This is a genomic window from Caballeronia sp. LZ043, from assembly GCF_031451075.1.
Taxonomy (GTDB): domain Bacteria; phylum Pseudomonadota; class Gammaproteobacteria; order Burkholderiales; family Burkholderiaceae; genus Caballeronia.
Window position 1 is genome coordinate 1303448 of record NZ_JARUXT010000004.1, and the last position, 24218, is coordinate 1327665.

At 64.6% G+C, this 24218-nt stretch carries 23 protein-coding genes; 12 read left to right on the forward strand and 11 right to left on the reverse strand.

Going from position 1 to position 24218, the window contains the following annotated elements:
- Window positions 1-170 precede the first annotated feature (170 nt).
- Both QCE64_RS33530 and polA read right to left on the reverse strand, forming a co-directional pair.
- The gene (locus QCE64_RS33530) at window positions 171-1541 is read right to left on the reverse strand and encodes an NAD(P)/FAD-dependent oxidoreductase (RefSeq protein WP_309927163.1); all 1371 of its coding nucleotides are present in this window, start codon (window positions 1539-1541) and stop codon (window positions 171-173) included.
- A 199-nt stretch (window positions 1542-1740) separates the two neighbouring features.
- On the reverse strand, window positions 1741-4479 hold the full coding sequence (gene polA / locus QCE64_RS33535) for a DNA polymerase I (RefSeq protein WP_310008443.1): 2739 nt from the start codon (window positions 4477-4479) through the stop codon (window positions 1741-1743).
- Between the two features lies 1 nt (window position 4480).
- Between polA and QCE64_RS33540 the strand changes: the two genes are divergently transcribed.
- Window positions 4481-5230, forward strand: coding sequence for a TIGR00730 family Rossman fold protein (locus QCE64_RS33540; protein WP_309821083.1), 750 nt, complete (start codon window positions 4481-4483; stop codon window positions 5228-5230).
- A gap of 48 nt (window positions 5231-5278) precedes the next feature.
- Here the strand turns inward: QCE64_RS33540 and QCE64_RS33545 are convergent, their stop codons facing one another.
- Complete coding sequence (locus QCE64_RS33545; protein WP_309927167.1) at window positions 5279-6805, reverse strand: AMP nucleosidase; 1527 nt, start codon at window positions 6803-6805, stop codon at window positions 5279-5281.
- Window positions 6806-7023: 218 nt separating this feature from the next.
- On the opposite strand from QCE64_RS33545, the gene QCE64_RS33550 reads away from it, so the two are divergent.
- The 3 genes from QCE64_RS33550 (at window position 7024) to QCE64_RS33560 (ending at window position 9361) form a co-directional block, all read left to right on the forward strand.
- The gene (locus QCE64_RS33550) at window positions 7024-7434 is read left to right on the forward strand and encodes a hypothetical protein (RefSeq protein ID WP_309927168.1); all 411 of its coding nucleotides are present in this window, start codon (window positions 7024-7026) and stop codon (window positions 7432-7434) included.
- 125 nt (window positions 7435-7559) lie between these two features.
- Window positions 7560-8531: a homoserine kinase gene (locus tag QCE64_RS33555; protein WP_309927170.1), complete on the forward strand. Its 972-nt coding sequence runs from the start codon at window positions 7560-7562 to the stop codon at window positions 8529-8531.
- A gap of 8 nt (window positions 8532-8539) precedes the next feature.
- A complete protein-coding gene (locus tag QCE64_RS33560; RefSeq protein WP_309935269.1) occupies window positions 8540-9361 on the forward strand; it encodes a BPSS1780 family membrane protein in 822 nt (273 codons plus the stop codon).
- A gap of 111 nt (window positions 9362-9472) precedes the next feature.
- Here QCE64_RS33560 and QCE64_RS33565 read toward each other — a convergent pair whose 3' ends face one another.
- Both QCE64_RS33565 and QCE64_RS33570 read right to left on the reverse strand, forming a co-directional pair.
- Window positions 9473-9646 carry a DUF3563 family protein gene (locus tag QCE64_RS33565; protein ID WP_309821089.1) on the reverse strand — a complete coding sequence of 58 codons (174 nt, stop codon included), beginning with the start codon at window positions 9644-9646 and terminating at the stop codon, window positions 9473-9475.
- A 128-nt stretch (window positions 9647-9774) separates the two neighbouring features.
- Window positions 9775-10947 (reverse strand): PHB depolymerase family esterase, encoded by a 1173-nt coding sequence (locus QCE64_RS33570; protein WP_310008647.1) that lies wholly within the window; start codon window positions 10945-10947, stop codon window positions 9775-9777.
- Window positions 10948-11269: 322 nt separating this feature from the next.
- Between QCE64_RS33570 and QCE64_RS33575 the strand changes: the two genes are divergently transcribed.
- Window positions 11270-11956, forward strand: a complete 687-nt coding sequence (locus QCE64_RS33575) for a phosphatase PAP2 family protein (RefSeq protein WP_309935270.1) — start codon at window positions 11270-11272, stop codon at window positions 11954-11956.
- Window positions 11957-11977: 21 nt separating this feature from the next.
- Here the strand turns inward: QCE64_RS33575 and QCE64_RS33580 are convergent, their stop codons facing one another.
- Window positions 11978-12802, reverse strand: a complete 825-nt coding sequence (locus QCE64_RS33580) for a TOBE domain-containing protein (RefSeq protein ID WP_310008445.1) — start codon at window positions 12800-12802, stop codon at window positions 11978-11980.
- 56 nt (window positions 12803-12858) lie between these two features.
- Window positions 12859-14340 carry a CHAD domain-containing protein gene (locus QCE64_RS33585; RefSeq protein ID WP_310008448.1) on the reverse strand — a complete coding sequence of 494 codons (1482 nt, stop codon included), beginning with the start codon at window positions 14338-14340 and terminating at the stop codon, window positions 12859-12861.
- A 197-nt stretch (window positions 14341-14537) separates the two neighbouring features.
- Between QCE64_RS33585 and QCE64_RS33590 the strand changes: the two genes are divergently transcribed.
- Both QCE64_RS33590 and QCE64_RS33595 read left to right on the forward strand, forming a co-directional pair.
- On the forward strand, window positions 14538-16124 hold the full coding sequence (locus QCE64_RS33590) for an inorganic phosphate transporter (RefSeq protein ID WP_309927182.1): 1587 nt from the start codon (window positions 14538-14540) through the stop codon (window positions 16122-16124).
- Between the two features lie 320 nt (window positions 16125-16444).
- On the forward strand, window positions 16445-16603 hold the full coding sequence (locus tag QCE64_RS33595; protein WP_086971801.1) for a DUF3309 family protein: 159 nt from the start codon (window positions 16445-16447) through the stop codon (window positions 16601-16603).
- Window positions 16604-16708: 105 nt separating this feature from the next.
- On the opposite strand, the gene QCE64_RS33600 is transcribed toward QCE64_RS33595, so the two are convergent.
- Window positions 16709-17017 carry a hypothetical protein gene (locus tag QCE64_RS33600; RefSeq protein WP_310008450.1) on the reverse strand — a complete coding sequence of 103 codons (309 nt, stop codon included), beginning with the start codon at window positions 17015-17017 and terminating at the stop codon, window positions 16709-16711.
- Window positions 17014-17259, reverse strand: a complete 246-nt coding sequence (locus QCE64_RS33605) for a hypothetical protein (RefSeq protein ID WP_309927186.1) — start codon at window positions 17257-17259, stop codon at window positions 17014-17016. The genes QCE64_RS33600 and QCE64_RS33605 overlap by 4 nt, the downstream gene beginning before the upstream one ends.
- A gap of 12 nt (window positions 17260-17271) precedes the next feature.
- Between QCE64_RS33605 and QCE64_RS33610 the strand changes: the two genes are divergently transcribed.
- The 3 genes from QCE64_RS33610 to QCE64_RS33620 all read left to right on the forward strand — a co-directional run bounded on the left by QCE64_RS33610 (window position 17272) and on the right by QCE64_RS33620 (window position 19070).
- Entirely contained in the window at window positions 17272-17808 is a 537-nt protein-coding gene (locus tag QCE64_RS33610) for a DUF2866 domain-containing protein (protein WP_310008453.1), read from the forward strand.
- Window positions 17809-17901: 93 nt separating this feature from the next.
- Window positions 17902-18339, forward strand: a complete 438-nt coding sequence (locus QCE64_RS33615; RefSeq protein WP_309935445.1) for an MbcA/ParS/Xre antitoxin family protein — start codon at window positions 17902-17904, stop codon at window positions 18337-18339.
- On the forward strand, window positions 18339-19070 hold the full coding sequence (locus tag QCE64_RS33620) for an RES family NAD+ phosphorylase (RefSeq protein ID WP_310008455.1): 732 nt from the start codon (window positions 18339-18341) through the stop codon (window positions 19068-19070). The genes QCE64_RS33615 and QCE64_RS33620 overlap by 1 nt, the downstream gene beginning before the upstream one ends.
- A gap of 27 nt (window positions 19071-19097) precedes the next feature.
- Here QCE64_RS33620 and QCE64_RS33625 read toward each other — a convergent pair whose 3' ends face one another.
- Together QCE64_RS33625 and QCE64_RS33630 are read right to left on the reverse strand one after the other, a co-directional pair.
- Entirely contained in the window at window positions 19098-20417 is a 1320-nt protein-coding gene (locus tag QCE64_RS33625) for a DNA topoisomerase IB (RefSeq protein WP_309927193.1), read from the reverse strand.
- An 84-nt stretch (window positions 20418-20501) separates the two neighbouring features.
- Entirely contained in the window at window positions 20502-21239 is a 738-nt protein-coding gene (locus QCE64_RS33630; RefSeq protein WP_309927195.1) for a metallophosphoesterase, read from the reverse strand.
- Window positions 21240-21397: 158 nt separating this feature from the next.
- Between QCE64_RS33630 and QCE64_RS33635 the strand changes: the two genes are divergently transcribed.
- The gene (locus QCE64_RS33635) at window positions 21398-22069 is read left to right on the forward strand and encodes a DUF1345 domain-containing protein (protein ID WP_309927197.1); all 672 of its coding nucleotides are present in this window, start codon (window positions 21398-21400) and stop codon (window positions 22067-22069) included.
- A 334-nt stretch (window positions 22070-22403) separates the two neighbouring features.
- A complete protein-coding gene (gene glgA, locus QCE64_RS33640; RefSeq protein WP_310008458.1) occupies window positions 22404-24080 on the forward strand; it encodes a glycogen synthase GlgA in 1677 nt (558 codons plus the stop codon).
- Window positions 24081-24218: the final 138 nt, after the last annotated feature.

Genomic DNA, 24218 nt, shown 5'->3' on the forward strand with positions numbered 1-24218 from the left:
GATGGCGGTGGCAATGCGCGGCACGGATCCTTGAAACCGCGCGGCGTGCCCAAGGCTGCACGCCGCGCGGCGCTGCACGACGAAGAACGTGCGCTTCCGGAAAAGCGCGCCGCTCATTCTAAACAGCTTTGAACGAACGACGCAGCGCTTCTATTCCAGACCAGTGAGCGTCAATGCAGCTTCACGCGCGGCGCGGTGGAGCGGCGCAGCCAGTGCGCGACGGTGTCGAGCACCATGCGTGCATAGCCGTGCAGCGCGGCGACATGCAGCCGGTACAGCGACATGTACATGAAGCGCGCGAACAGCCCTTCGATCAGCATGTTGCCGCCGATCAGCCCGCCCATCAGGTTGCCGACCGCGCTGTAATGCCCGAGCGACACCAGCGAGCCGAAGTCGCGATACGTGTACTCCGGCAGCGGCTTGCCCTGCAGCAGCCGCTCGAACGACTTGAACAGAAAGCTCGCCTGCTGATGCGCGGCCTGCGCGCGCGGCGGGACATTGCGCTCGTTGCCGGGCCACGGGCACGCGGCGCAGTCGCCGAGGGCGAAGATGTTGTCGTCGATTTCGGTTTGCAGCGTGCGGCGCACGTTCAGCTGGCCGAGGCGGTTGGTCGGCAGGCCGTCCAGGTTGGCAAGGATGGCCGGCGCCTTGATGCCCGCCGCCCACACCGTGAGGTCCGCGCGAATCATCTTGCCGCTCGCCGTGTGGATCGAGTCGCGGCCCACCTGCGCGACGGTTTCGCCGGTCAGTAGCTTCACGCCGAGCTTGGTGAGCAGTTCGGCGGTCGCGGTGGAGACGCGCTCCTGCAGCGCAGGCAGGATGCGCGGTCCTGCCTCGATCAACACGATGCCGATGTCATGTTTCGGGTCGAGCTTGTGCAGCCCGTAGGCGGACAGCACCTGCGCCGTGTTGCGCAGTTCCGCCGACAATTCCACCCCGGTCGCGCCGGCGCCGACGATCGCCACCTGGATGCGCGGCACCGGATCGACGCCCGGCGGATCTTCGGCTTCGGCTTCGTCGATGCCTGCGGCCACCGGCTCGGGCGCGACGTGCTCGGCGCGAATGCACGCCGCGATCAAGCGCTTGCGGAAAAGCTCGGCCTGGCCGACGGTATCGAGCGCGATGGAATTGGCTTGTGCGCCCTCGACGCCGAAGAAATGCGTCGTGCTGCCGATGGCGATGACCAGCGTGTCGTACTCCAGGTCGCGTTCCGGCAGCAGTTCGCCGGCTTCCTCGTCGCGCAGCGCGCTGATCCTGATGCGCCGGTTCGCGCGGTCCAGTCCGATCAGATCGCCCTGCTGGAACTCGAAGCCATGCCACAGGGCTTGCGCCGCGTATTCGAGTTCCTGCGTGAACGGGTCCATGCTGCCGGCGGCGACTTCATGCAGCAGCGGCTTCCAGATGTGCGTCGGATTGCGGTCGACCAGTGTGATCTGCGCTTTTGGCGGCGTCTTGCTGTCCGTGCTGCCGAAGCGGTCGCCGAGACGCGTCGCGAGTTCGAGGCCGCCGGCCCCTCCGCCGACGATGATGAAGCGATGCATGGAACTCTCCCTGTGCTTTTATAACCGGTCCGCTGTCGTGCCCGTTGTGTTCGTTCGTGCTTGTTTCCTCGATGAACGGATTGTGCGCGAGGCCCGATGACAGTCACAAGCGCGTCGATGACATGCCGGGCATATGCATCCGAAGCAGCATAGGCCTTCGCGCGGCGTGTGTCAGCAGGCCTCGATGAAGCTCAGGGCGTCAGTGCGCCTCTTCCCAGTTGTTGCCGACGCCCACTTCCGCGACGAGCGGCACCTTCAGCTGCGCGACGCCGCACATGAGTTCAGGCAAGCGCTTCCTGACTTCGGGGAGCGCTTCCTCCGGGACTTCGAGCACGAGTTCATCGTGTACCTGCATGATCATCTTCGCACCGGTGCCCGAGGTTTCGAGCCAGTCCTGCACGGCGATCATCGAGAGCTTGATGAGGTCGGCGGCGGTGCCCTGCATCGGCGCATTGATGGCCGCGCGTTCCGCTGCCTGCCGGCGCGGACCGCTGCCGCCGTTGATCTCGGGCAGCCACAGACGCCGGCCGAAGACCGTCTCGACGAAGCCATGCGCCTTCGCGGCGAGACGCGTGTTCTCCATGTAGGCGGCGACGCCCGGGTAGCGCGCGAAGTACCGGTCGATATACAGCTTCGCCGCATCGCGCGTGATGCCGAGATTCGACGCCAGACCGAACGAGCTCATCCCGTAGATCAGGCCGAAGTTGATGACCTTGGCGATGCGGCGCTGATCGTTGTCGACTTCAAGCGGCGTCACGCTGAACACTTCCGAGGCGGTCGCACGATGCACGTCCTCGCCTTCCTTGAACGCGCGCATCAACGAGGCGTCGCCGGAAATGTGCGCCATGATGCGCAGTTCGATCTGCGAATAATCCGCGGACACGATCTTGCGGCCCGGCGGCGCGATGAACGCTTCACGAATGCGGCGTCCTTCGCCGGTGCGCACCGGGATGTTCTGCAGGTTCGGTTCGTTCGACGACAGCCGCCCCGTCACCGCGACCGCCTGTGCATAGTTCGTATGCACGCGGCCGGTGTTGGCGTTGACCATGCGCGGCAGTTTGTCCGTGTAGGTGGACTTGAGCTTCGACAGACCGCGATGTTCGAGCAGCACCTTCGGCAGCGGAAAGTCTTCGGCGAGCTTCTGCAGCACTTCTTCGTCGGTGGAAGGCGCGCCGCTCGGCGTCTTCTTCACGATCGGCAATTGCAGCTTTTCAAAGAAGATCTGGCCGATCTGCTTCGGCGAACCGAGATTGAACTCGCCGCCCGCAAGCTCATACGCCTGCGCCTGCAAATCGATGAGACGCTTCGCGATCTCGTTGCTCTGCGCATCGAGCCGCTCGCGGTCGATCAGCACGCCGTTGCGTTCCATCTTGCGCAGCACGCGCGACGTGGGCAATTCGATGTCGCGATACACCCGCAGCAGCCCTTCTTCCTGCGCCACTTGCGGATACAGCGCGCGATGCAGGCGCAGCGTGATGTCGGCGTCTTCGGCGGCGTAGGCCGCGGCCTGTTCGAGCGGGACTTCGTCGAAGCCGATCTGCGCCGCGCCCTTGCCCGCGACGTCCTCGTACTTGATGGTCTTCACGCCGAGATGGCGCAGCGCGAGGTTGTCCATGTCGTGTGGACGGTGCGACTCCAGCACGTACGATTGCAGCAGCGTGTCGTGCTCGACGCCGCGCATCTCGATGCCATAGTTCGCGAGCACCTGCTCGTCGTACTTCAGATGCTGGCCGACCTTCTTCTTCGATGCATCTTCGAGCCACGGCTTGAGCTTCGCGAGCACTTCGTCGCGCGGCAACTGCTCGGGCGCATCCGGCCCGCGATGCGCAACCGGGACATAAGCCGCATGACCTGGCTCGACCGAGAACGACATGCCGACGATCTGCGCAGTCAGCGGATCGAGCGACGTGGTCTCGCTGTCGAACGACGTGAGCTCGGCTTCGTTGATGCGCTTGAGCCAGGCATCGAACTGTTCCCACGTCTGCACGGTCTCGTAGTGATGCTCGATCTCCGTGACTTCGGCGGGCGGCGTGTCGCTCGGCCCTTCGACGGCATCGGCGATTTCGATCTCGCGCAGCCAGGTCTTGAAGCCATGACGCAGGAACACGTCGCGCAGTTCGTCGCGTGATTCGGGACGGCTGGCGAGCGTGGCATCGATTGATTCGATCTGCGAGGCAAGATCGCATTCCGTGTGCACGGTAACGAGCTTGCGGGCCATGGGCAGGAAGTCCAGAGCCTTGCGCAGATTGTCTCCTACCGCACCTTTGATCTCGCCCGCATGTTCTACGATGCCATCAAGGGTGTCGTATTGCGTGAGCCACTTGAGCGCGGTCTTGGGTCCGCATTTCTCGACGCCCGGCACGTTGTCGACCGTATCGCCGATGAGAGAAAGATAGTCGACGATGCGTTCGGGCGGCACGCCGAACTTGGCCTGCACGCCGGCGCGGTCGAGCGTTTCGTTGGTCATCGTATTGATGAGGGTGACATGATCCGTCACAAGCTGAGCCAGATCCTTGTCGCCCGTCGAGACGATCACCTTCATGCCGCGCTTCTCGGCCTGCACGGCGAGCGTGCCGATGACGTCGTCGGCCTCGACGCCCTCGATCATGACGAGCGGCCAGCCAAGCGCGCGCACGGCAACGTGAATGGGTTCGATCTGCCTGGAGAGGTCTTCCGGCATCGAGGGCCGGTTGGCCTTGTACTCGGCGTACCAGTCGTCGCGGAAGGTCTTGCCCTTGGCGTCGAAAATGCACGCGCTATACTCTGCATTGATTTCGCGCCGCAAGCGCCGCAGCATGTTGATCATTCCATACAGTGCGCCAGTGGGACCGCCGTCGGGGCCTCGCAGGTCAGGCATCGCATGGTAGGCCCGGTACAAGTAACTAGAACCGTCGACCAATAGCAGGGTCTTACCTTCAAGACTGAGTTCTTCAGGCATTATGAACAAGAGAAAAGTGATTCCGAGTCTGCGATCGCTCGCAGATCAAGAGCGCGCGACAGCCAAGAAGGCTCGCGCATCGTGGCAGATGTTCACGATTATGGCAGAGTTTATCGAGGCGACCGAGTACCTCTCGGAGATCCGGCCTGCCATCAGCATCTATGGTTCGGCCCGTCTCAAACCCGAGTCGCCGTACTATCAGCGCACCATTGAAATCGCGCAGAAGTTCTCCGATGCGGGCTTCGCCGTGATCTCGGGCGGCGGCCCGGGCATCATGGAAGCGGCCAACAAGGGCGCGCACGCGGGCAAGTCGCCTTCGGTCGGTCTCAACATCGAATTGCCGCATGAACAGTCCGGCAATCAATGGCAGGACATCTCGCTGCGCTTCCGTCACTTCTTCACGCGCAAGGTCACGTTCGTGAAGAACTCGGACGCGGTCGTGGTGATGCCGGGCGGCTTCGGCACACTCGACGAACTCGCCGAAGTCCTCACGCTCATCCAGACGAAGAAGTCGCGCCATGTGCCCATCGTGCTGGTCGGTGCGGAGTTCTGGGCCGGCCTGCTCGACTGGTTCAAGAAGACGCTGCTGACCAATGGCGTGATCGGCGAGAAGGATCTCGACCTGATGCAGGTCATCGACGATCCCGATCAGGTGCTCGACGCGGTGCTGCGCTTCTATGAAGACCGCGAGGACGCGCCCGAACAGCCCGCCGAAGGCAAGTCGGACGAAGACCGGATGTTCTATCTGTGAGAGGGGTGGCGGGGCGAGCGCCGCTCGCCCCGATGCAACGCTTCTGACTTACTGGAACGCCACTTCGGCGAAGCTGCGCAGCTTGCGGCTGTGCAATTGCGACAGCCCGTTCATGCGCAGCAACTCCATCGCCTTCACGCCGATCTGCAGATGCTGATCCACCTGCGCGCGATAGAACTGGTCAGCCATGCCGGGCAGCTTCAGTTCGCCATGCAGCGGCTTGTCCGACACGCATAACAGCGTCCCGTACGGCACGCGGAAGCGGAAGCCGTTGGCGGCGATCGTCGCGCTTTCCATGTCGAGCGCAACGGCCCGGCTCTGCGACAGCCGCCGTACCGGCTCGCGATGATCGCGCAGTTCCCAGTTGCGGTTATCCACGCTCGCCACCGTGCCCGTGCGCATCACGCGCTTCAGGTCGGTGCCTTCGAGCCGCGTCACCTGCGCGACCGCCTTCTCCAGCGCCACCTGCACTTCCGCCAGTGCCGGCACCGGCACCCACAGCGGCAGGTCGTCATCGAGCACGTGATCTTCACGCACGTAACCGTGGGCGAGCACGTAGTCGCCGAGCCGCTGCGTATTGCGCAGCCCCGCGCAATGTCCAAGCATGATCCACGCATGCGGGCGCAGCACCGCGATATGGTCCGTGATCGTCTTCGCGTTCGACGGTCCCACGCCGATGTTCACCATCGTGATGCCGCTGCCGTCCGCGCGCTTCAGGTGATACGCGGGCATCTGCGGCAGGCGCGCGGGGGCCGAGCCCTCCTCGGGCTGTTCGCCGAGGTTCGCGTTATACGTGACGACGTCGCCGGGTTCGACGAACGACGAATACTCGCTGCGATAGGCGCGCGTGGCTTCGTCGTCGGCACGCGACATCATCGTGCGGCCGAGCTTCACGAATTCGTCGATATAGAACTGGTAGTTCGTGTACAGCACGTAGTTCTGGAAATGCGTCGGCGAGGTCGCGGTGTAGTGGCGCAGCCGGTGCAACGAGAAGTCCACGCGCGCCGCCGTGAACAACGCGAGCGGATGCGGCTCGCCAGGACCGGGCTCGAAGGTGCCGTTGACGATGCGGTCGTCGAGCAGCGCGAGGTCCGGCGTGTCGAAGATATTGCGCATCGCGAGCAGACGGTCGCGGTCCAGATCGCCTTCGAGATGAATGCCTTCGGCGAATGCGAAGTGAATCGGAATCGGCTGCGCCGACACGCCCACTTCAATGCCTACATGATGATTCTTCGCGAGCAGGCGCAACTGCTCGCGATAATAATCGCCGAACAGGTCGGGGCGCGTGAGCGTCGTTTCATAAATGCCCGGCCCGGCGACGAAACCATACGAGCGGCGTGAATCGATCTGCGTATTCCACTCGGTTCGCACGCGCACGAACGGATAACACGCACGCACACGATGCGTGAACTGCTCATTGCGTCGATAGCGCGCGAACGCATCGCGCAGGAATGCGGTGTTGGCTTCGTAGATGGCGGAAAGCCGCGTGACGGCCGCGACGGGATCTTCGAAGGATTCGGTCGGGAAGTCGTTGGCAGGCGTGCCCTGGGTGCTTTGAGTCCGGTCGTTTGTCATGATCTTGTGTCTTTTTTTGATGCCCTCGATGAATCGACATTAACACGGAAGAATGCCCGATCCATGAAGCCCCTGATCACGTGAGTGCGTGCAATCACACCGTGCAACAGTGTTTTTTCGGCGCCACGTCGAAATGCTGAAAACCGGCGCACAATAAGGCGTTCCACTGATTCGGCAAGGCTTTTTGCTAGAATCCGGCCATCGCCTGGAGAACCATCATGAAGCTGCACCTTTGCGCCGCCGTCGCGGCAGTCCTCGCCGCCGCAAGCCTCGGCGCAGTCGCGCAGCCGGCGCCGCAAGCCGCTCAAATCGAGCCGCAACCCGCCACGCAGAAAATGTCGCCGGAAGAAGCAGCGGGACTTCCGGATCTGAAAGCCATCAACCGCCCGCCGGCCAATGTCAGCTCGAAAGTCGAAATCTCGCCGCCGCGCACGCCGAGCTTTCACGAACTGAGCACGAACGGCACTGAAATCACCGAGTTCCGCGACAAGGGCAAGCCGGTCGAGATCGACGTGCGTTCCAACTTCGGCACGCGTTACCAGATGAGCTCGCCCGCCGATACCTCGCCGCAAGTACGCGACAACGGCAAGGCCAGCACCCGCCTGCCATCGATCAACCTGCGTTACTGATCTTTTCTGATCGCGCCGGACTCGCTACGAATGCGAGTCGCGGTCTCGCGGCGCGGCGTCCGACAGGCCGCGCCGATCTTCACAGGCCCGCTCCGGGCCGTCCAACCTGACCGACGCTTCCCTGCATGGCCGTCTTTACCCCCGTCACCCACGCCGAGCTCGGCGACTGGCTGCAAGACTACGATCTCGGCGATGTCGTCGAATTGCGCGGTATCCAGTCCGGTATCGAAAACAGCAACTTCTTTCTCACGACCACGCGCGGCGAATTCGTGCTGACGATCTTCGAGAATCTGAGCGCCACGCAGTTGCCGTTCTATCTCGATCTGATGCGTCATCTGGCCTCGCATCGCGTGCCCGTGCCCGATCCGATGCCGCGCCGTGACGGCACGCTGTTCGGCATGCTGCATGGCAAGCCCGCTTCGGTGGTCACGAAACTGGACGGCGCGCCTGAACTTGCGCCGTCGCCCGCGCATTGCATCGAGGTCGGGCAGATGCTTGCGCGCCTGCATCTTGCCGGACGCGATTTCCCGCAGCATCAGCCGAATCTGCGCAGCCTGTCGTGGTGGCAGGAGAAGGCGCCGTCGATCGTTGAATTCCTGAGCCATGAGCAGCGCGAGTTGTTCGAGGGCGAACTGGCCTGGCAGGCGGCGTTCTTCGGCTCCGCGGATTACGCGGCGTTGCCCGGCGGCCCGTGTCATTGCGACTTGTTCCGCGACAATGTGCTGTTCGCGCCGGGGCTCGAACATGCGCGTCTCGGCGGCTTCTTCGACTTCTATTTCGCGGGCGTCGACAAATGGCTGTTCGACGTTGCCGTGACCGTCAACGACTGGTGCACGGATCTCGCGACGGGCGCGCTGGATGCCGCGCGTGTCGATGCGTTGCTGCGCGCGTATCAGACCGTGCGGCCGTTCACGCCCGCCGAGGAGCGTCACTGGAACGACATGCTGCGCGCAGGCGCGATGCGGTTTTGGGTGTCGCGCCTGCATGATTTTCATCGGCCGCGTGAAGCGCAGATGCTGAACGCGCACGATCCGGGTCATTTCGAACGCATCCTGCGCGCGCGCGTCCAGGCTGCTGCTCCATCCGCACAAGGCTAATCCTCTCTATGCGACTCATCGAAGTCCCCGCCAAGACCGGCTACGTGTGGTTCCGCCAGGGAATCTGGCTGTTTCGCCGCAATCCCTTTGCGTTTCTCACGGTGTTCTTCGCCTATTTGTTCGTGATGACGCTGATTTCGCGCGTGCCGCTGATCGGGCCGGTGCTGCCGCTCCTGTTCATTCCGGGCGTGGCGGTCGGCTTCATGGCGGCATGCCGCAACACGATTGCCGGCAAACCCGTCTGGCCGACCGTGCTCGTCGACGGCTTCCGCTCGTACGGGAGCGTCGTTGCGCGCCGGTTGCTCGCGCTCGGCGCGTTGTATGTCGTGGCGATGGCCGTGATCTTCGCGGTGTCGGCGCTGGTGGACGGCGGCACGCTGCTGAACCTCATGATGGGCGACGCGCCCGCCGGCGACCCCGAAACTGTCGCGGCGAGTTTCAGTCCGCTAGCGGTGCTCGTTGCGCTGGTGTGCTACATCCCGTTCGCGATGCTGTTCTGGTTCGCACCGATTCTTGTCGCATGGCACGACGTGCCGCCCGCCAAGGCGTTGTTCTTCAGCCTGGTGTCGTGCTGGCGCAACCGTGGGGCGTTCGTCTATTACGGCGTGTTGTGGATTTGCATTGCGCTTGCGGTGTCGTTCGGCCTCACCGCATTGATGCAGGCGCTCGGCGCCGGGCAGGAGATGGCATTGGCGGTGCTGATGCCGGCGTCGATTCTTGTCACTACCGCGCTGTATTGCTCGTTCTACGCCACGTATCGCGGCTGCTTCGGCGTGCAGTCGCCGGATACGCCGGATATCCCGGACACCTCCGACGCCCCCAAGGTCTAGAACGACACGCGCAAAAATTCGGGACGAGAAAAAGCCGGCTCAAGCAAATGAGCCGGCTTTTTTATGCGTTGCTGCCGGAAGATAATCCGGCGAACAACTCAAGTCAGAGACTTAGTTCGACATCCACTGCGGATGACGCGTCTTGACTCGCTGGTCCAGCTTCTTCATACGATATTCGAGATCGTAGACATCCGTGGCTTCGGCGAGATAGGCGTCGTCGCGCTCGCGGTCACGCTGGTCGGCAGACTTGGTCAGGAACAGGAAAATGCGGCTGAGCAGGAACATGGTGGGCCTCGCTGGGATACTAGGGTTACTACCTATGAAGCGATTATAGGGTAATCCCTGATCCAGCGCCAGCCCCGACAAAATAAATCTCTGATCTCAAACACAATTTTGCGACACTTCGACGCCCGTTACGCCACGCGGGCCTTGCTGGCAGCCTCGCCGGAGCGTCGCTGGTGCTTGAAAAATTCCCACATCACGGCGGCTGAATCCGGCCCTTTCGATGAATGGAAGGCCACGGTGTCATCGCCGCCGGCCCATGCATGGCCGAGTCCGCGCACAATCGACGTCTTCACGACCCGACGGCCGTTCTTGACGTAATCGCTGATCACGCCGTCGGCGAGTTTCTCTTCGCGGACTTCGCCCGCACGGCGGTTGCCTTCAGCATCAATGAAACCGTTCAGCCGCAAGAACTGCCGGGTCAACTGTTCGGCATTCGCGGCCGTGACGACAGAATCCAGCTCGCCATGCACGATGATCGCCGGCATGCCGGGGTACTCGCGAACGTCGACGGCGGCATCGATCAAGGCGACCGGATCCGTGCGGCTGCCGCGGCGCATGACATCCATCGCGCCGATGGCCGAATGCGCCTCGCCGAATACCACGCCGGAATGCAGCCCGACCGCCGCGAACATCTGCGGATGGCGGATCGCGAGCAGCGCGGCAAGTCCCGCCCCGGCCGACATCCCGGCAACGTAGACGCGCTCTTCGTCGAGATCGTGCTCCGCGACGATGGCGTCAATGAGCGAGATCACGGAAGCCGCCTCGCCGCCACCGCCGCCGCCCGAGTCGTCGTACCAATGCCAGCAGCGATGCGCATGCTCGTGCTTCGACTGCTCCGGATACAGCACCGCGAAGCCGTATTTATCGGCGAGGAGATTGATGCGCGTGCCTTGGGCGAACTCGTCTGCGTTCTGCTTACAGCCGTGCAACATGACGACGAGCGGCATCCGCTCGGCGCTTTCGTTCGGCGGCAGATAGAGCGCGTATGACAAGTGATTCACCAGCCGGCCAGCCGAAGTCGGTGGCGCCGAATGGTAGGAGCGCGCCCACTTCCCACGCGCCCAGGCCGACGCACGCGGCCGCACCCGCGACTCGCGCGCGGCCGGGCGCGTGCCGGTACGCGGCGACGACGCCTTGGCGGCCGCGCCCGACTGAAGTTTCGACTTGACGGTCTTGGCCCGCGTGGGCGTGGGCTTGGCCTTGGGTTTGGTCCGTGGCTTGGGAGCGTGAACCGCTTCAACGTGGCTGGCGACCAGGCGTCTCAAGCCGCGCAGCCAGAGCTTGGTAAGGCTTTTCGACATTCGGCTGGGTCCTCTGGAAACTGGCAATCGAACGGCGCGAGCAGGAGTTCCACGCCGGGTTGTGCAATGCACAATAACATCTTTTGCCCGAGCGATCGCTCGTCCACGCATGACATATCGGGACGAATTAACAGCAATTCAACAAAATAGCGAAAAATAAACGAAAGTTACGCGATGTAACCCGTAAACGCGGCCTACGTTGTCACATAATTGCGTACGGCAGCAGGCAGTTATACTGCTGAGGATTAGCCTGCCAACACAGGAGATGGCAGTGCAAGCCGTCGGCTACCGCGCTGCAGCAACCCCTATTCCCAAGCCATCAATGTCCATGGAGCTTCCCGTTTCCGTCTGGTACTGGATCACCGCGCTCGGCAGTGTCGGCGTGATGGGTCCGGTCGCGCTCATCATTGCCGCGTGGCTCGCGCTCGGCTATCGCTGGAAATACGCGGGCGCATGGCTCGCGCTGCTTGGCACCGCAAGCGGCCTGGTCGCACTGAGCAAGATCGCATTCATCGGCTGGGGAATCGGCATGCGCAATCTCGATTTCACCGGCATCAGTGGACATGCGCTCATGTCGACGTCGGTGCTGCCGGTGGCCGTTTTCGTCGCGCTGCTGCCCGCGCGGAATTCGCTGCGGGCGCTCGGCGTCGCAGCCGGATTGCTGCTGGGGCTGGCCGTGGGCGTATCGCGCGTGGTGCTCGACGCTCATTCGGTGTCGGAGGTCGTCGCGGGGTGCGCGCTCGGCGCCGTGGTCGCGCTGGCTTTCGTGCGCTTCGCGTGGCGCGCCGAGCCCGGAAAGCTCGCGCCGATGCCCGTGGCCGCGAGCTTCGCCGCGGTCGTCATCGCGTTGCACGGCGTGCCGGTGCCGACGCAGCACTGGATCACCGAGATCGCCCTCGGTTTGTCGGGCCATGCACGGCCCTATGTGCGAGCCAGCTGGAAGGTGAAACGCCCGCGTGCGCCGGAGCATCGGACGGAGGTTCAGGCGACGGATCCAGACGCCGCCTGAGATTCAGTCGAAATCAGAGGCTCAGTCGTTCACGCCGATGATCACGCTCGACGCCTTGATCACCGCCACCGCCTTCTGACCTTGCGCGAGTCCCAGCGTGTCGGCGCTCTGGTTGGTGATGATCGCCGTCACGGTGGTGCCGCCGTCGAGCGTCAGTGACACTTCCGCATTCACCGCGCCTTTCGTCACGTTGCTGACCGTGCCGCGCAGCTGATTGCGCGCCGAGAGCCTGGCGTTCGTGTCTTCCATCAGCATCACCCACGATGCCTTGATCAGCGCGAAGGCGTCGCTGCCTTCCTTCAGGCCAAGCGCCTGCGTGCTTTCATGGGTCACGACCGCGACGATGGTCTGGCCGCCCGGCAGGCCGAGTTCGATTTCATCGTTGACGGCACCGCGCGTGACCTTGGTCACCTTGCCTGCCAGTTGATTGCGTGCGCTTGTTTTCATCCCCAGTCTCCCGATCAGTTGCCAGTCATGGGCAAAGCCGGCGATCGCCGCGCCCGCCCGTTGCAGAAATTTGCGATGCTCGCGCTCCACCACGCGATAAGTCTCGATGAGCCGCAGCGCTGCCGGCGTGAGCGTCGTGCCGCCACCACCGCGGCCGCCGCTCGACGTGGTCACGAGCGGCTCGCCGGCGAGGTTGTTCATCGTGTCGACGGCGTCCCATGCGGCCTTGTAGCTCATGCCGATCCGCTTGGCGGCGGCCGTGATCGACCCGGCGTCGCGGATCGCGGCAAGCAGCGCAATGCGCGATGCGCCGCCCAACGTTTCCGCCCCGTTCGTCAGCCACACGGAACCGCCGATTTCCAGCGGCTCGCGTCGTGCGAGCGGTTCGTCACCGTTCATGCATCGTCTCCAGAGGTCGCGCCGTTACTGAAATCGAAACAATCCGGCGTGCCGCATTATAACGACGCCTTCAGACGCGGACGACGCAGCGCGCGCAACACGCGCTCGCCTTCCTGCGCGTCCGTGCGCGCCGTGGCCGCGCTCCACGCGCGCGCGAAACCGCGCTGATAGTCGGTGGCTTCGGGCAGCGCGACGAGGCGGTCGGCGGCGACGGCGGCATCGTTGGCTTCGCCCAGCGCGGACTGGAGTTGCGCGAGCAGCGCGCCGGCGTGCTTGCGGGTTCGGGACGACAGGATCGAGCGGAAGAATTCCAGCGCGTAGCGCAGCCGCTTGGCCTGAATGCGCACGCGATGCCGCTCCTGCGCCGGAAGCCGGACGAGATCGGGCACGCTGGCGATCCGGCGATAGTCCTTGTGGATCCGCCTCGCCCCGAACGCGACGAAACTCGTCGGGGCGGCATCCTCCTGCACCGCGAAGCGCGCGAGCCATTCGATGAAGGCCAGCGCGAGCCGCGCATGCCGTTTCGACGCGAGCGCCTCGCGCAGCCTTACGCGCGCGTCCTGCCGCCGCGCTTCCGCCGCCGCGATGAGCGCTTGCCAGCGGGTGGCGTCATCGTCGGAAGCGGCGTAGGCCGGCAGCGTCGTGCCGGCGAAGACGTCCCAGTCGCGCGCATCGGCGAGAAGGCCGCCGAACCAGGCAAGCTCCGGGGCGATGTGCGTGTGCCAGGTCTCGTCGATATCGTCGCGAAACAGCTTCAGAAGCGTCTTCAGACGCCTCTGCGCGACCCGCAACTGATGTACGTGCTCGTCGCCGAGACCGTCGCGCGCGGCAGCTTCGTTGCCGAACCACTGCCCGGCCACCGACGTCGCCATCGCGACGAAGGCCGCTCGCCGCGTCGCTGAAGGAGGCACATCGAGGCTCGTTGCGCAAACGGGATCGGCACTCGGCGCGGAAGCCGCGCCGGACGCGATGACGAAAGGCGTCGCGTCGATGACCGCGCCGGCGAGACTGAACAGCGCATCCAGCGAACCATCGACGGGCGCGGCGAGGCGCAGTTCCGGATGACCATCGGCAGCGGTTTCAAGCAACGCGCGCAGGAATACGCCCTCGATGTCGATGCGCCATGCGATACGCTCGATTTCACGACCGTCTGCGGCCGCCGGCGCCGCCTGGGCAGCAAAGCCGATCACCCGATGCGCCTTGGCCAGCGGCACGCGCAAACCGGCCTCGGCTTCGGCGAATTCACGCAGCGATGCGGCGAGATCATCGCCCGCCGGTCGCGCGAAGCTCCGGTAGCGCGCAAAGCCGGGAACGGGCGGCTGTTCCGTCAGGACGGCGCGCAGGGTGCGCGCGCCGTCCTGGGTTTCGACCGTCAGCCGCCAGTCCGGCGCTTTCAGCGGAATCTCGCGTACATGGAGCAACCCACGCGTGGGTGGATGCCCGGCAAATGCGGCGATCCGCTCGAGCGCCGCGATCAGCGTGGCCCGCCCCTCCTCTCGCTGCACCGCCCGCAACGCGATTTCGATCCATATCGTCATGCTTTCTCCCGAACGCGCCTGCGCCGCCGTTCAGATCATATGAATTCACGATTGATCCGCGATTGATGCGTGTTTCACGAAATCGACACCCGGCGGGTGAAACATCAGCGATTGTGCTTCGCAACGCACCCATCCGCCGTTTCCCTATTTGCCGCCCACGCGCGCAACGCGCACAAGCCCAGCCTCAAGGACGCGACATGAATCAAGTTGTCTTTCCCCAAACCGAGAGCGGCCGCTCTCCCGGCCAGCGCTACGCCCTGCTGATCTTTCTGCTGGTGATCGCGGCCGGCGTCGTCTATTGCGTGATGCATCTGCTCGAAGATCTCGCGCCGGTGCGGGAATCGTCGGTACTTCCGTATGTGCTGCTCGGCGTCGCGCTGCTGATCGCGCTCGGCTTCGAATTCGTCAACGGATTTCATGACACGGCCAACGCCGTCGCCACCGTCATCTACACCCATTCGCTGACGCCCAATCTGGCGGTCGTCTGGTCCGGCATGTGGAACTTCATCGGCGTGCTGATTTCCAGCGGCGCGGTGGCCTTCGGCATCCTGCAACTGCTGCCGGTCGAACTGATCATCGGCGTCGGCAGTTCGCAGGGCTTCGCCATGGTGTTCGCGCTGCTGATCGCGGCGATCATCTGGAACCTCGGCACCTGGGCGCTCGGCCTGCCGTCGTCCAGCTCGCATACGCTGATCGGTTCCGTGATCGGCGTCGGCCTGATGAACCAGATGCTGCATGGTTCGAACGGCACGTCGGGCGTCGACTGGAGCCAGGCGGTGTCGGTCGGCAAGTCGCTGCTGTTTTCGCCGATCGTCGGCTTCATTCTCGCGGGCTTCCTGCTGTATGTGCTGAAGCTCGTCGTGCGCGTGCCGGCGCTCTACAAGGAGCCGGAAAAGAACGCGCCGCCGCCGTTCTGGATCCGCTGCCTGCTGATCCTGACCTGCACGGGCGTCTCGTTTGCGCACGGCTCCAACGACGGCCAGAAGGGCATGGGCCTCATCATGCTGATCCTGATCGGCACCGTGCCGACTGCCTATGCGCTCAACAAGGCCGTGACGGCCAACGAAACGCAGACCTTCCTCGCCGTGAGCCACAGCGCGGCCGAAGCGTTGCAGCGCTACAGCAACGGCGTCGCGCCCGCCGCCGATGCCCGCGCCCAGGTCGAGAAGTTCGTCCAGACGAAAACCTTGGCACCGGACTCGGTGGCCTCGCTGAACAGCCTCGTCGACTCGATCGAATCGCAGGTTCGCCCGAGTCAGACCATGGCTGAACTGCCGCAAGGCAACGTACGCAACGTGCGCAACGAGATGTATGTCGCGTCCGAGGCGCTGCGCATCATGGAGAAGCAGAAGACGCCCGCGTTCTCGCAACCCGACCTCGCGACTCTCGACAACTACAAGAAGCAGCTCGATCACGCGACCAAGTTCATCCCGACGTGGGTGAAGGTAGCCGTGGCGGTAGCGCTGGGACTTGGCACGATGGTCGGCTGGAAGCGCATCGTCGTGACGGTGGGTGAGCGCATCGGCAAGACGCATCTGACGTATGGACAAGGCGCATCGGCTGAACTCGTCGCGATGCTCACCATCGGCGCCGCCGATGCCTACGGCCTTCCGGTCAGCACGACGCACGTGCTTTCGTCGGGCATTGCCGGCACGATGGCCGCGAACGGTTCCGGCCTGCAATGGCGCACGGTGCGCAGCCTGGCGCTGGCGTGGATCCTGACGCTGCCGGTTTCGATCGCGCTCGCGGGCTTCCTGTTCTGGGTGTTCCGCGGCATCTTCTGAATCGCTGCCTGAACGCGTGCGTGGCGGGAGCGCGGCGATCCGCGCTCCCGCCGGTTGCAAATTTTGCGCTTCCTCTATCGTTCGCTCGTCATTTTTGACAATCCGCCTGTTCCGACGTCTGTCCGGGAAACGCCCGAAGCCTTGTGCCGCCTGTGTTTCAGGCTGACTGGCACAGCCATTGCTCTACTTTTCTCGTCGATCGCACCTCGGACCGGACGGCAGCAAGTTCCGCCGCCCCGGCGCACTGTGTTGCAGTCAGTTGGGAGGCCGCGCCGGGTGTCGATTCGTCAATCGCGATCAATTAACAAGGAGACGTCAAAATGACGATCGGAACCATCCTGCTGATCATCCTGATCCTGATCCTGATCGGCGCCATTCCGTCCTGGCCGCATAGCCGCAGTTGGGGTTATGGGCCGAGCGGTATTGTCGGCGTCGTGTTGATCGTGGTGATCGTGCTTTTGCTGATGGGACGGCTGTGACGTCCCGCGCGCCCGCGCTGCATTGAGCGGGTCGCGACTTGCGCAAATGAAAAGGGGCGCCCGACCGGGCGCCCCTTTTTCATCTTCTTGACCCGTCCGGCGCTATCAGACGCGCATGACCTGCCCGTTCGGTTCGATCTTGCGCGGAATCATGGGATCGGATTGTTTCGGCGACGATGCCTTCGGCCGTGCCGTGACGACAGGCGCTTCGATCGCGGCCTTGTCGGCCACCTGCTTCACCGCCGTCGCGCTCTTGCGCTTTTTCTTCGCGGCGACCGGGCTGCCCGTGTGGGACTTCGGCTTGCCCTTCACGGCTTGCGCCTCGGGCGGATTCCAGACTTCCGTGTAACGCTCGGCCGCGAACAATGACGACGAGCCGAAGACCAGCAGAAGAATGAGCAATGCGCGCTTCAAAGGTTTCGCTCCAACGGTGAGTGGCCCGCTCTGCGCGAGAGGATGGCGTCGAGCGAGCGCTCGGAGGTGTCGAGTTCGTGTAACGCGGCGTCGAGTCGCCCGAGTGAACACGCGGCGGACTGGCCGCTTGCTTCTAATCCGGGCTCGCTTCGCGTGGCGTCGAACGCTGCGTGGACGGCTCGCGTCGCGCGCATGAAACGTTCGAGCGCGGCGGCTTCGAGCGAATCGCTGTGTCGATTCATCGGCAAGCTCCTGTGACGAACAAGCTGTACGAATATACAGTAATCGACCGCCCCGGCAAACCTGCTGATTTCAGCGTGGTGAAAATGCAGCAACCCCTCTTGACCCGCGCGCCAACGCCATTTTTCCCCCGTCCCGGTGACATTTCGACGCGCCTTGTCTTCAGCCATCTCGAAATTAAGGCGCGCTTAATTCTGGGCCGACACACTCCAAGCGCGATCCGGCTCCGCTGGCGCCGTCAGATGACGGTCCGAGCCGCCCACGATGAGGAATGTGCCATGCCTGCCAACACCACTGCGCGCCCGTCTTTCGCCAATCTCGCTCCGACGCTGCGCAAGAAGCACGCGCTCGCGTTGCGCCGCTGCCGTCTGTCGGCGCCGGTCGAGCCGTTGTTCGGTCCGGCCTACCGGATGGTCGAATGGGAAAGCAAGAACGATCCGCGCGTCCAGTGCCGCATTTTTCCCGCCGACTGCACGTCCAAGCAGATCGCTGAAGCGTTGCGGGCGCATGTGCCGGGCCGCCGTTACGGACCCGTCGATGAAGACGCGTGATCCGTCGCGCCGAGCACGAAAGTTCATGCATCGCTTGAATTAATCCACATATGGACTAATATGGTCATCAAGTTCCTTTCGAGACTTGATGACATGTCCCATGCCGCACGCGCCCATTCAGCGGCGACAGGCCACACGCCGCCGCCCCCGGCACTGCGTACAGGCGACCTTTCCGCCGCCGGCCTGCGCGCCTTCATCAACATCGCCCGGGACTGGTCGCTAACGGCCGAAGAGCAGATCATCCTGCTGGGTTCGCCCGGGCGTTCTACATATTTCAAATGGAAGAACGCGCCTGAATCGGCGCGGCTCGAACGCGACAAGCTCGAGCGCCTGTCGCTCATTCTCGGCATCTACAAGGCGTTGCAGATCTTGCTGCCGGACCCCGGCGCCGCCGACACCTGGATCCGCCGCCCCAACACCGCGCCGCCCTTCGGCGGCAAGCCGGCGCTCGACCGCATGCTGGCAGGCAATATCAGCGACCTGCTCGCCGTTCGGCAGTACCTCGATGCGATGCGAGGCGGATGGGCGTGATGGGTATCGAATTCGGCAAGAACCCGTCCGACTGGCGGGAGCGCTGGCCGCATGGCCTGCTCGACTGGTCGCCCGCGTATCGCGTGATTCCCACTCGCTTTCCCGCTGTGAACCTGTTCGACCGCGTGGCGTCGCCGCACGATTTCGAAGCGTTGTACGCACTGGAAGCCATGACCAACGACCGCCTGCGGACCGAACTCGGCGAACTGGATCTCGTGCCGCCGGACGAGCGCTGCTTCGGGCCGGGCTGCGGGCCGATCATGGCCGCGTTCACGCATCTGAATCCCAACGGCAGCCGTTTCTCCGACGGACACTACGGCGTGTTCTATTGCGCGCGTGATCGTCAGACGGCCATCGAGGAAACGCGTTATCACTCGAGCCTGTTTCTGCGCGCCACCAACGAAGCGCCGCTGCGGCAGCAGATGCGCCTCTATTCGGTGACGGCGTACGGTGAAGTGGTGGATTTGCGCGGGGACGCCATCGCACGGAATGGCCTGGATGCGCGTCTGCTCGATCCCGTCGATTACGGCGCGGGCCGCGCGCTCGGCCGTGCGGCGCGTGAGGCCGGCGCGGCGGGGATTGCGTATCCGTCGGTGCGCGACCCGCAGGGCGAGTGCCTCGCGGCCCTCCGCACGACGATGCTGCGCGACTGCCACCACGCGGCCTATCTCGAATACAACTGGAACGGCCACGCGATCGACTATGTGTTCGAGCTGAACCAGGTCGGCTGAATGCACCGCACGTCAACGCACGTCACGTCAGCGGATAGCCAACGCCGTGGACGAACGCGTCCGCGCGATCTTCTTCGACGCCGGCCGCGCTGCCTTCGGCGCCGGCTTCTTCGCGACGCGCTCCAGCGCCTGCGCCGCCGCGCGCTTGCCGCTGGTCTTCAGCGCACCGGCGCGCGCCTTGCGGCTGGAGGCGTCGAGCAGGTTGGTGAGACGCGCATCGCTCGGGTCGGCGCCCTTGCGATGCTTGCGCGCCGCTTCGCGGGCACGGCGCTTCGCGTCCAGTTCGAGAAAGATCGCGAGCGCGGCTTCGTCGGTCTTGAGTCCGTGACGGCGGCTCGCCGGCATCGATTCGGCCAGTCCGCCCGCCTCGAAAGCCTCGATCACGGCGGGATGCACATAGCATTTGCGGCACACCGCCGGCGTGTTGCGCAGCAACTGGGACACTTCCTTGATGGTCCCGACAATATGCTTGCGCGCCTCCGTCACCGTGTCCCACTTGAGCCTGCGCAGCGCCGCGAGCGCGAACACGCTGCCGGCCCAGGTGCGATAGTCCTTCGCGGTGAAGTCGGCGCCGGTGATCTCGTGCAGATAGTCGTTGATGTCGGATGAGCTGACGGAGTGACGCTCGCCATCGGCATCGAGATACTGGAACAGGTCCTGCCCCGGCAGATCCATGCAGCGCTTGATGATGCGTGCAAGCCGCGCGTCGCTCACCGAGACATCGTGCTCGATGCCGCTCTTGCCGCGAAACTTGAAGCGCAGCGTGCCCGCCGAGACCTTCAGGTGCCGCTTGCGCAGCGTCGTCAGCCCGTACGAGCGGTTCTCACGCGCATATTCCTCGCTGCCGACACGGATCAGCGTCGTGTCCAGCAAGCGCACCACCGTCGCGAGCACCTTGTTGCGCGGCATACCGTCCAGCGACAGATCGCGCGTCACGCGCGCCCGCAGCTTCGGCAGCACCGCGCTGAAGGCCAGCATGCGTTCGTATTTGGTGGCGTCGCGAGTCTCGCGCCATTGCGGGTGATAGCGATACTGCTTGCGTCCGCGCGCATCGCGGCCGGTGGCCTGCAAGTGACCGCGGGCATCGGGGCAGATCCAGACATCGGTATAGGCAGGCGGAATCGCGAGCGCCTTGATGCGGCGCACCTCGGCTTCGTCGTCGATACGCTTGCCCAGCGTGTTGAAGAACGCGAACGCGCCATCGATCCATTCGCGCGTATAGCCGCGCCGGGAGTCGTCCATGTAGCGCAGGCCCGGCGGCAGATCTTCCGGGCAACCCTGCACGCCGCCGGCCGGCACGTCGCTCGCGCCGCCGCCCGCTTCATTGTTTCGTCCGATTCTCGCCACCGTGTGCCTCGCCTGATTCTTGTTCGACTGATGGCAAGACATCGAGCAACGGCCGTGCCGGGCGCGCCGGCCGCCGCGCGGGAGTCAGGGCAGCGCGAGTGTGCGGGCGCCTTCGGAGGCGGCCCAGCGTTCCTTCACCGACCAGCGTTCGTCCGTGCCGGCCTGCACGATGGTCAGCCGCCCTTCCGACGCAAACGCGCCCGTGTCGATGAAAATCTGCGAGCCGATCTGCTTGATGGCGCGCATCGGCGTGTGGCCGCAGTAGGTGGGCGACAGCCCGCGCTGCTGCCCGGGGTCCGCCTGACCAAGCGCGAGACCGCGTCCCCACAGCATCTGGTTGCGGACGTCGTCGGAATAATCGGCGGTGTCGAGGTCGGCGTCGCTGCCGAAGAACTCCGCATGCAGCACGTTGAAGCGCCGCGCGCCCTCGCCGACGATGCGCACCAGCGGCAGTTTCGCGAGCCGCACCGCGAGGTCGCCGAGCTGATCGTCGGCGAGCGTCTCGGCCCAGGCACCGCCGATCGCATACCACGCCTGTCTGCGCATCGCGCCGGTAGCCACGGCGATCAGCGAATCCTCGTGATTGCCGAGCACCGGATAGAACCACGGCTTGTCGATCAGATCGACCGCCGCGAGCGAGTCCGTGCCGCGATCGACCAGATCGCCGACGGAGAACAGCCGGTCCCGCGCGCCATCGAAGTGGATTTCGTGCAGCAGGTAGCGCAGCGCATCGACGCAGCCGTGCAGGTCGCCGACCACGAAATCGCGGCCCGCGTCGTTGGCGGGATGTCGGCAGACGACAGGATAGGTAGGACCATTCATGCGTCGATCTTAGCGCCGGTGGATGACAGCGTGTGCGGGCTTGCTCGCTTTCGGAGCCGAATGGTGCACGCCCGCGTGACGCCAAGCACGCGCTGCGCAGTTTGAAAGGCTCATAGGCAATAATTGCGGCATCGCGCGCATCCGTCTGGACTTAGTGCATGCCGAATAACAAGCAAAAAAACTTCCTCCCGTCCGTGCTGCGCAACCGCCCGCGGATGTTGATCGGCCTGATGGTCGGCTGCGTGGTCGCCGCACTGGTGCCCGCGCATTTCCGTCCGACCGCGCGCGCCTTGATCGGCTGGGATACGGCCGTGTGGCTGTATCTCGTGTTGATCTGGCTGCAGATGGCCACGGCCGGCCAGAGCGACGTGCAGGCGCTGGCCGAGCGCGAGGACGAGAACGCGGCGATGGTCCTGATGATCGTCAGCGTGGCGGCGCTGGCGAGCATCGTGGCGATCGTCGTCGAGCTGGCGTCCGCGAAGAGCCTCGGCGTCAAGGCCGTGCCGAACTACCTGCTGACCGGCGCGACCATGCTCGGCGCCTGGTTCCTGATCCCGACGATGTTCACCCTGCATTACGCGCGGCACTATTATCAGTCGCCCGACAACGAACCCGCGCTGCGCTTCCCCGACAAGCACCTGAAGCCCGACTACTGGGACTTCCTGTACTTCTCCTTCACCATCGCGGTCGCCTCGCAGACCGCCGATATCGCGCTTGGCTCGACCGCCGCGCGCCGCAGCGCGCTTGCCCAGTCGGTGCTGTCGTTCTTCTTCAATCTCGCGGTGCTGGGACTCTCGATCAACATCGCGGCGAGCCTGGTCGGCGGCTGAAGACGGCTGAGGCGGCTGAAGGCGAAACGCAGCCTTCATCACGCCGCTGTCACGCGGCTTCCCCACACTCACTGAACACGCGTGTAAAAACGCGGCGCGCGCCGCTGTCAGTTTTACACGCGCCGCCGACGCCGTTGCGCGCCGCGTCGGACGAGTGCGGTCGGACGCTCTTTTCGAACGAAAGGCGGACGACGCCGTGCTGCACCGCACATAAGCCAGGCAGCGGTGGCACGGCGATTGCTGCATTGCGCCAGCCATTTCCAAATGCACAACTCCAATCAGCTTCGCCGGCGCGGCGCATCGACCGCGCGTTCCTCTCGCTCAGGAGCCCATTTTGCCTTTGAACGTTCTGCTGGTCGCCTCTGAAGCCGTCCCGCTCGCCAAGACCGGCGGACTCGGCGACATGGTCAGCGCCTATGCCGCCGCGCTGCGCCAGGCCGGCGTCGATGCCACCATCCTGCTGCCCGCCTATCCGAACGCGGTAGCGCAGGCTGAAGGACTCACCAAGGTCGGCACGCTTGCCGGCCTGCCTGGCGGCGACGCTGACTTGCTGCGGGGCCGCATGCCCGGCACCGGCGTTCCCGTGCTTCTGCTGCGCTGCGACAAGCTGTACGCACGCACTGGCCTCTACCAGGACGCTCAGGGTCGCGACTACACGGACAACGCCGTACGTTTCGCGACGCTTTCGGCAGCCGCAGTGCGGATTGCGCAAGGCGTCCGCAACGTGAAGCGTCCGGACATCGTGCATGCGCATGACTGGCATACCGGCCTTACGCCGCTGCTGATGAAGGCGGCGGGCGTGCACGCAAAGAGCGTTTTCACGATCCACAACCTCGCATTCCAGGGCAACTACGCGCTCTCGCTTGGTGCGTCGCTCGGCGTGCCGGAGAAGTGGCTCGTGCATGCGCTGAGTGATCCGCAGAGCATCGAGTTCTACGGCGCGTTGAGTCTGATGAAAGCGGGCATCGTCCACGCGGATCGCGTGACGACCGTCTCCGAAAACTATGCGCGCGAAATCCTGACGCCGCGCTTTGGTCATCTGATGGAAGGCGTGCTGCAAAGCTGCGCGGACAAGCTGTCGGGCGTGGTGAACGGCATCGATGAAGACGTGTGGAATCCCGCCACGGATCCGACCATCGAGCGCAACTATTCCTTCGACGACATGCGCGGCAAGCATGCCTGCAAGCGCGCGCTGCAACGCAAGTTCGGCTTGCCCGTCGATCCGTTCGCGCCGGTGATGGCGATCGGCAGCCGCATGACCAGCCAGAAGCTCGCCGATGTCGTGCTCGAAGCGCTGCCGCGTCTGCTGGCCCAGCATCCGCGTCTGCAACTGGCCGTGATCGGCAAGGGCGAGGCGCACATCGAAGCAGGCTTCCGCAAGCTGGCGCAGGAATGGCCGGATCGCGTCGGCGTGACGATCGGCTATGACGAACGGCGCGCGCACTTGCTGCATGCCGGCGCCGACATCCTGTTGCACGGCAGCCGTTTCGAGCCATGCGGACTGACGCAGATGTATGCGATGCGCTATGGCACGCTGCCGATCGCATCGCGCGTGGGCGGTCTCGCCGACACAATCGTCGATGCAGCGCAGAACGCCGATGTCATCGCCTCCAACGTGCTGCGTCCGTCCGTGTATCTGCGCGACGGCACGCACGACCAGCCCGTCGCACACGCCCCCGTGCAGCGGACCGCTGATGCGCCCACGGGCTTCCTCTTCGACGGCGAACGCGCCGACGACATTCTCCACGCCGCCGCCCGCGCGCTCGACGCCTATATGCGTCCGCAAGTGTGGCGCGCGCTGCAGCGCAACGCGATGTCATGCGATTTCGGATGGAACGAAGCCGTCGCGAAGATGGTCGCACTGTACGCCGGCGTGAGCGATGCCCGGCCGAGCCGGACGGCCCTGCGGCCGCGCCGTGCCGCCGAGGCCGTGAACGCGCCGGTATCGGTGCCGACACCGGACGCGCATGCACTCACAACCGACAAAACCCTGGTCGCGCGCAGTGCGTGAGCGCGACGCCTGCACTTGCTCCATAGTAGTGCCCTGATGCAGATCTGACCCGGCCGGCGTGCCGGGCGCGGCACGCAACGTGCTCCCTCCCCGTGCGATGTTCCTGGGGCATCCGTCGGGATCGACTGCCGGGAACGC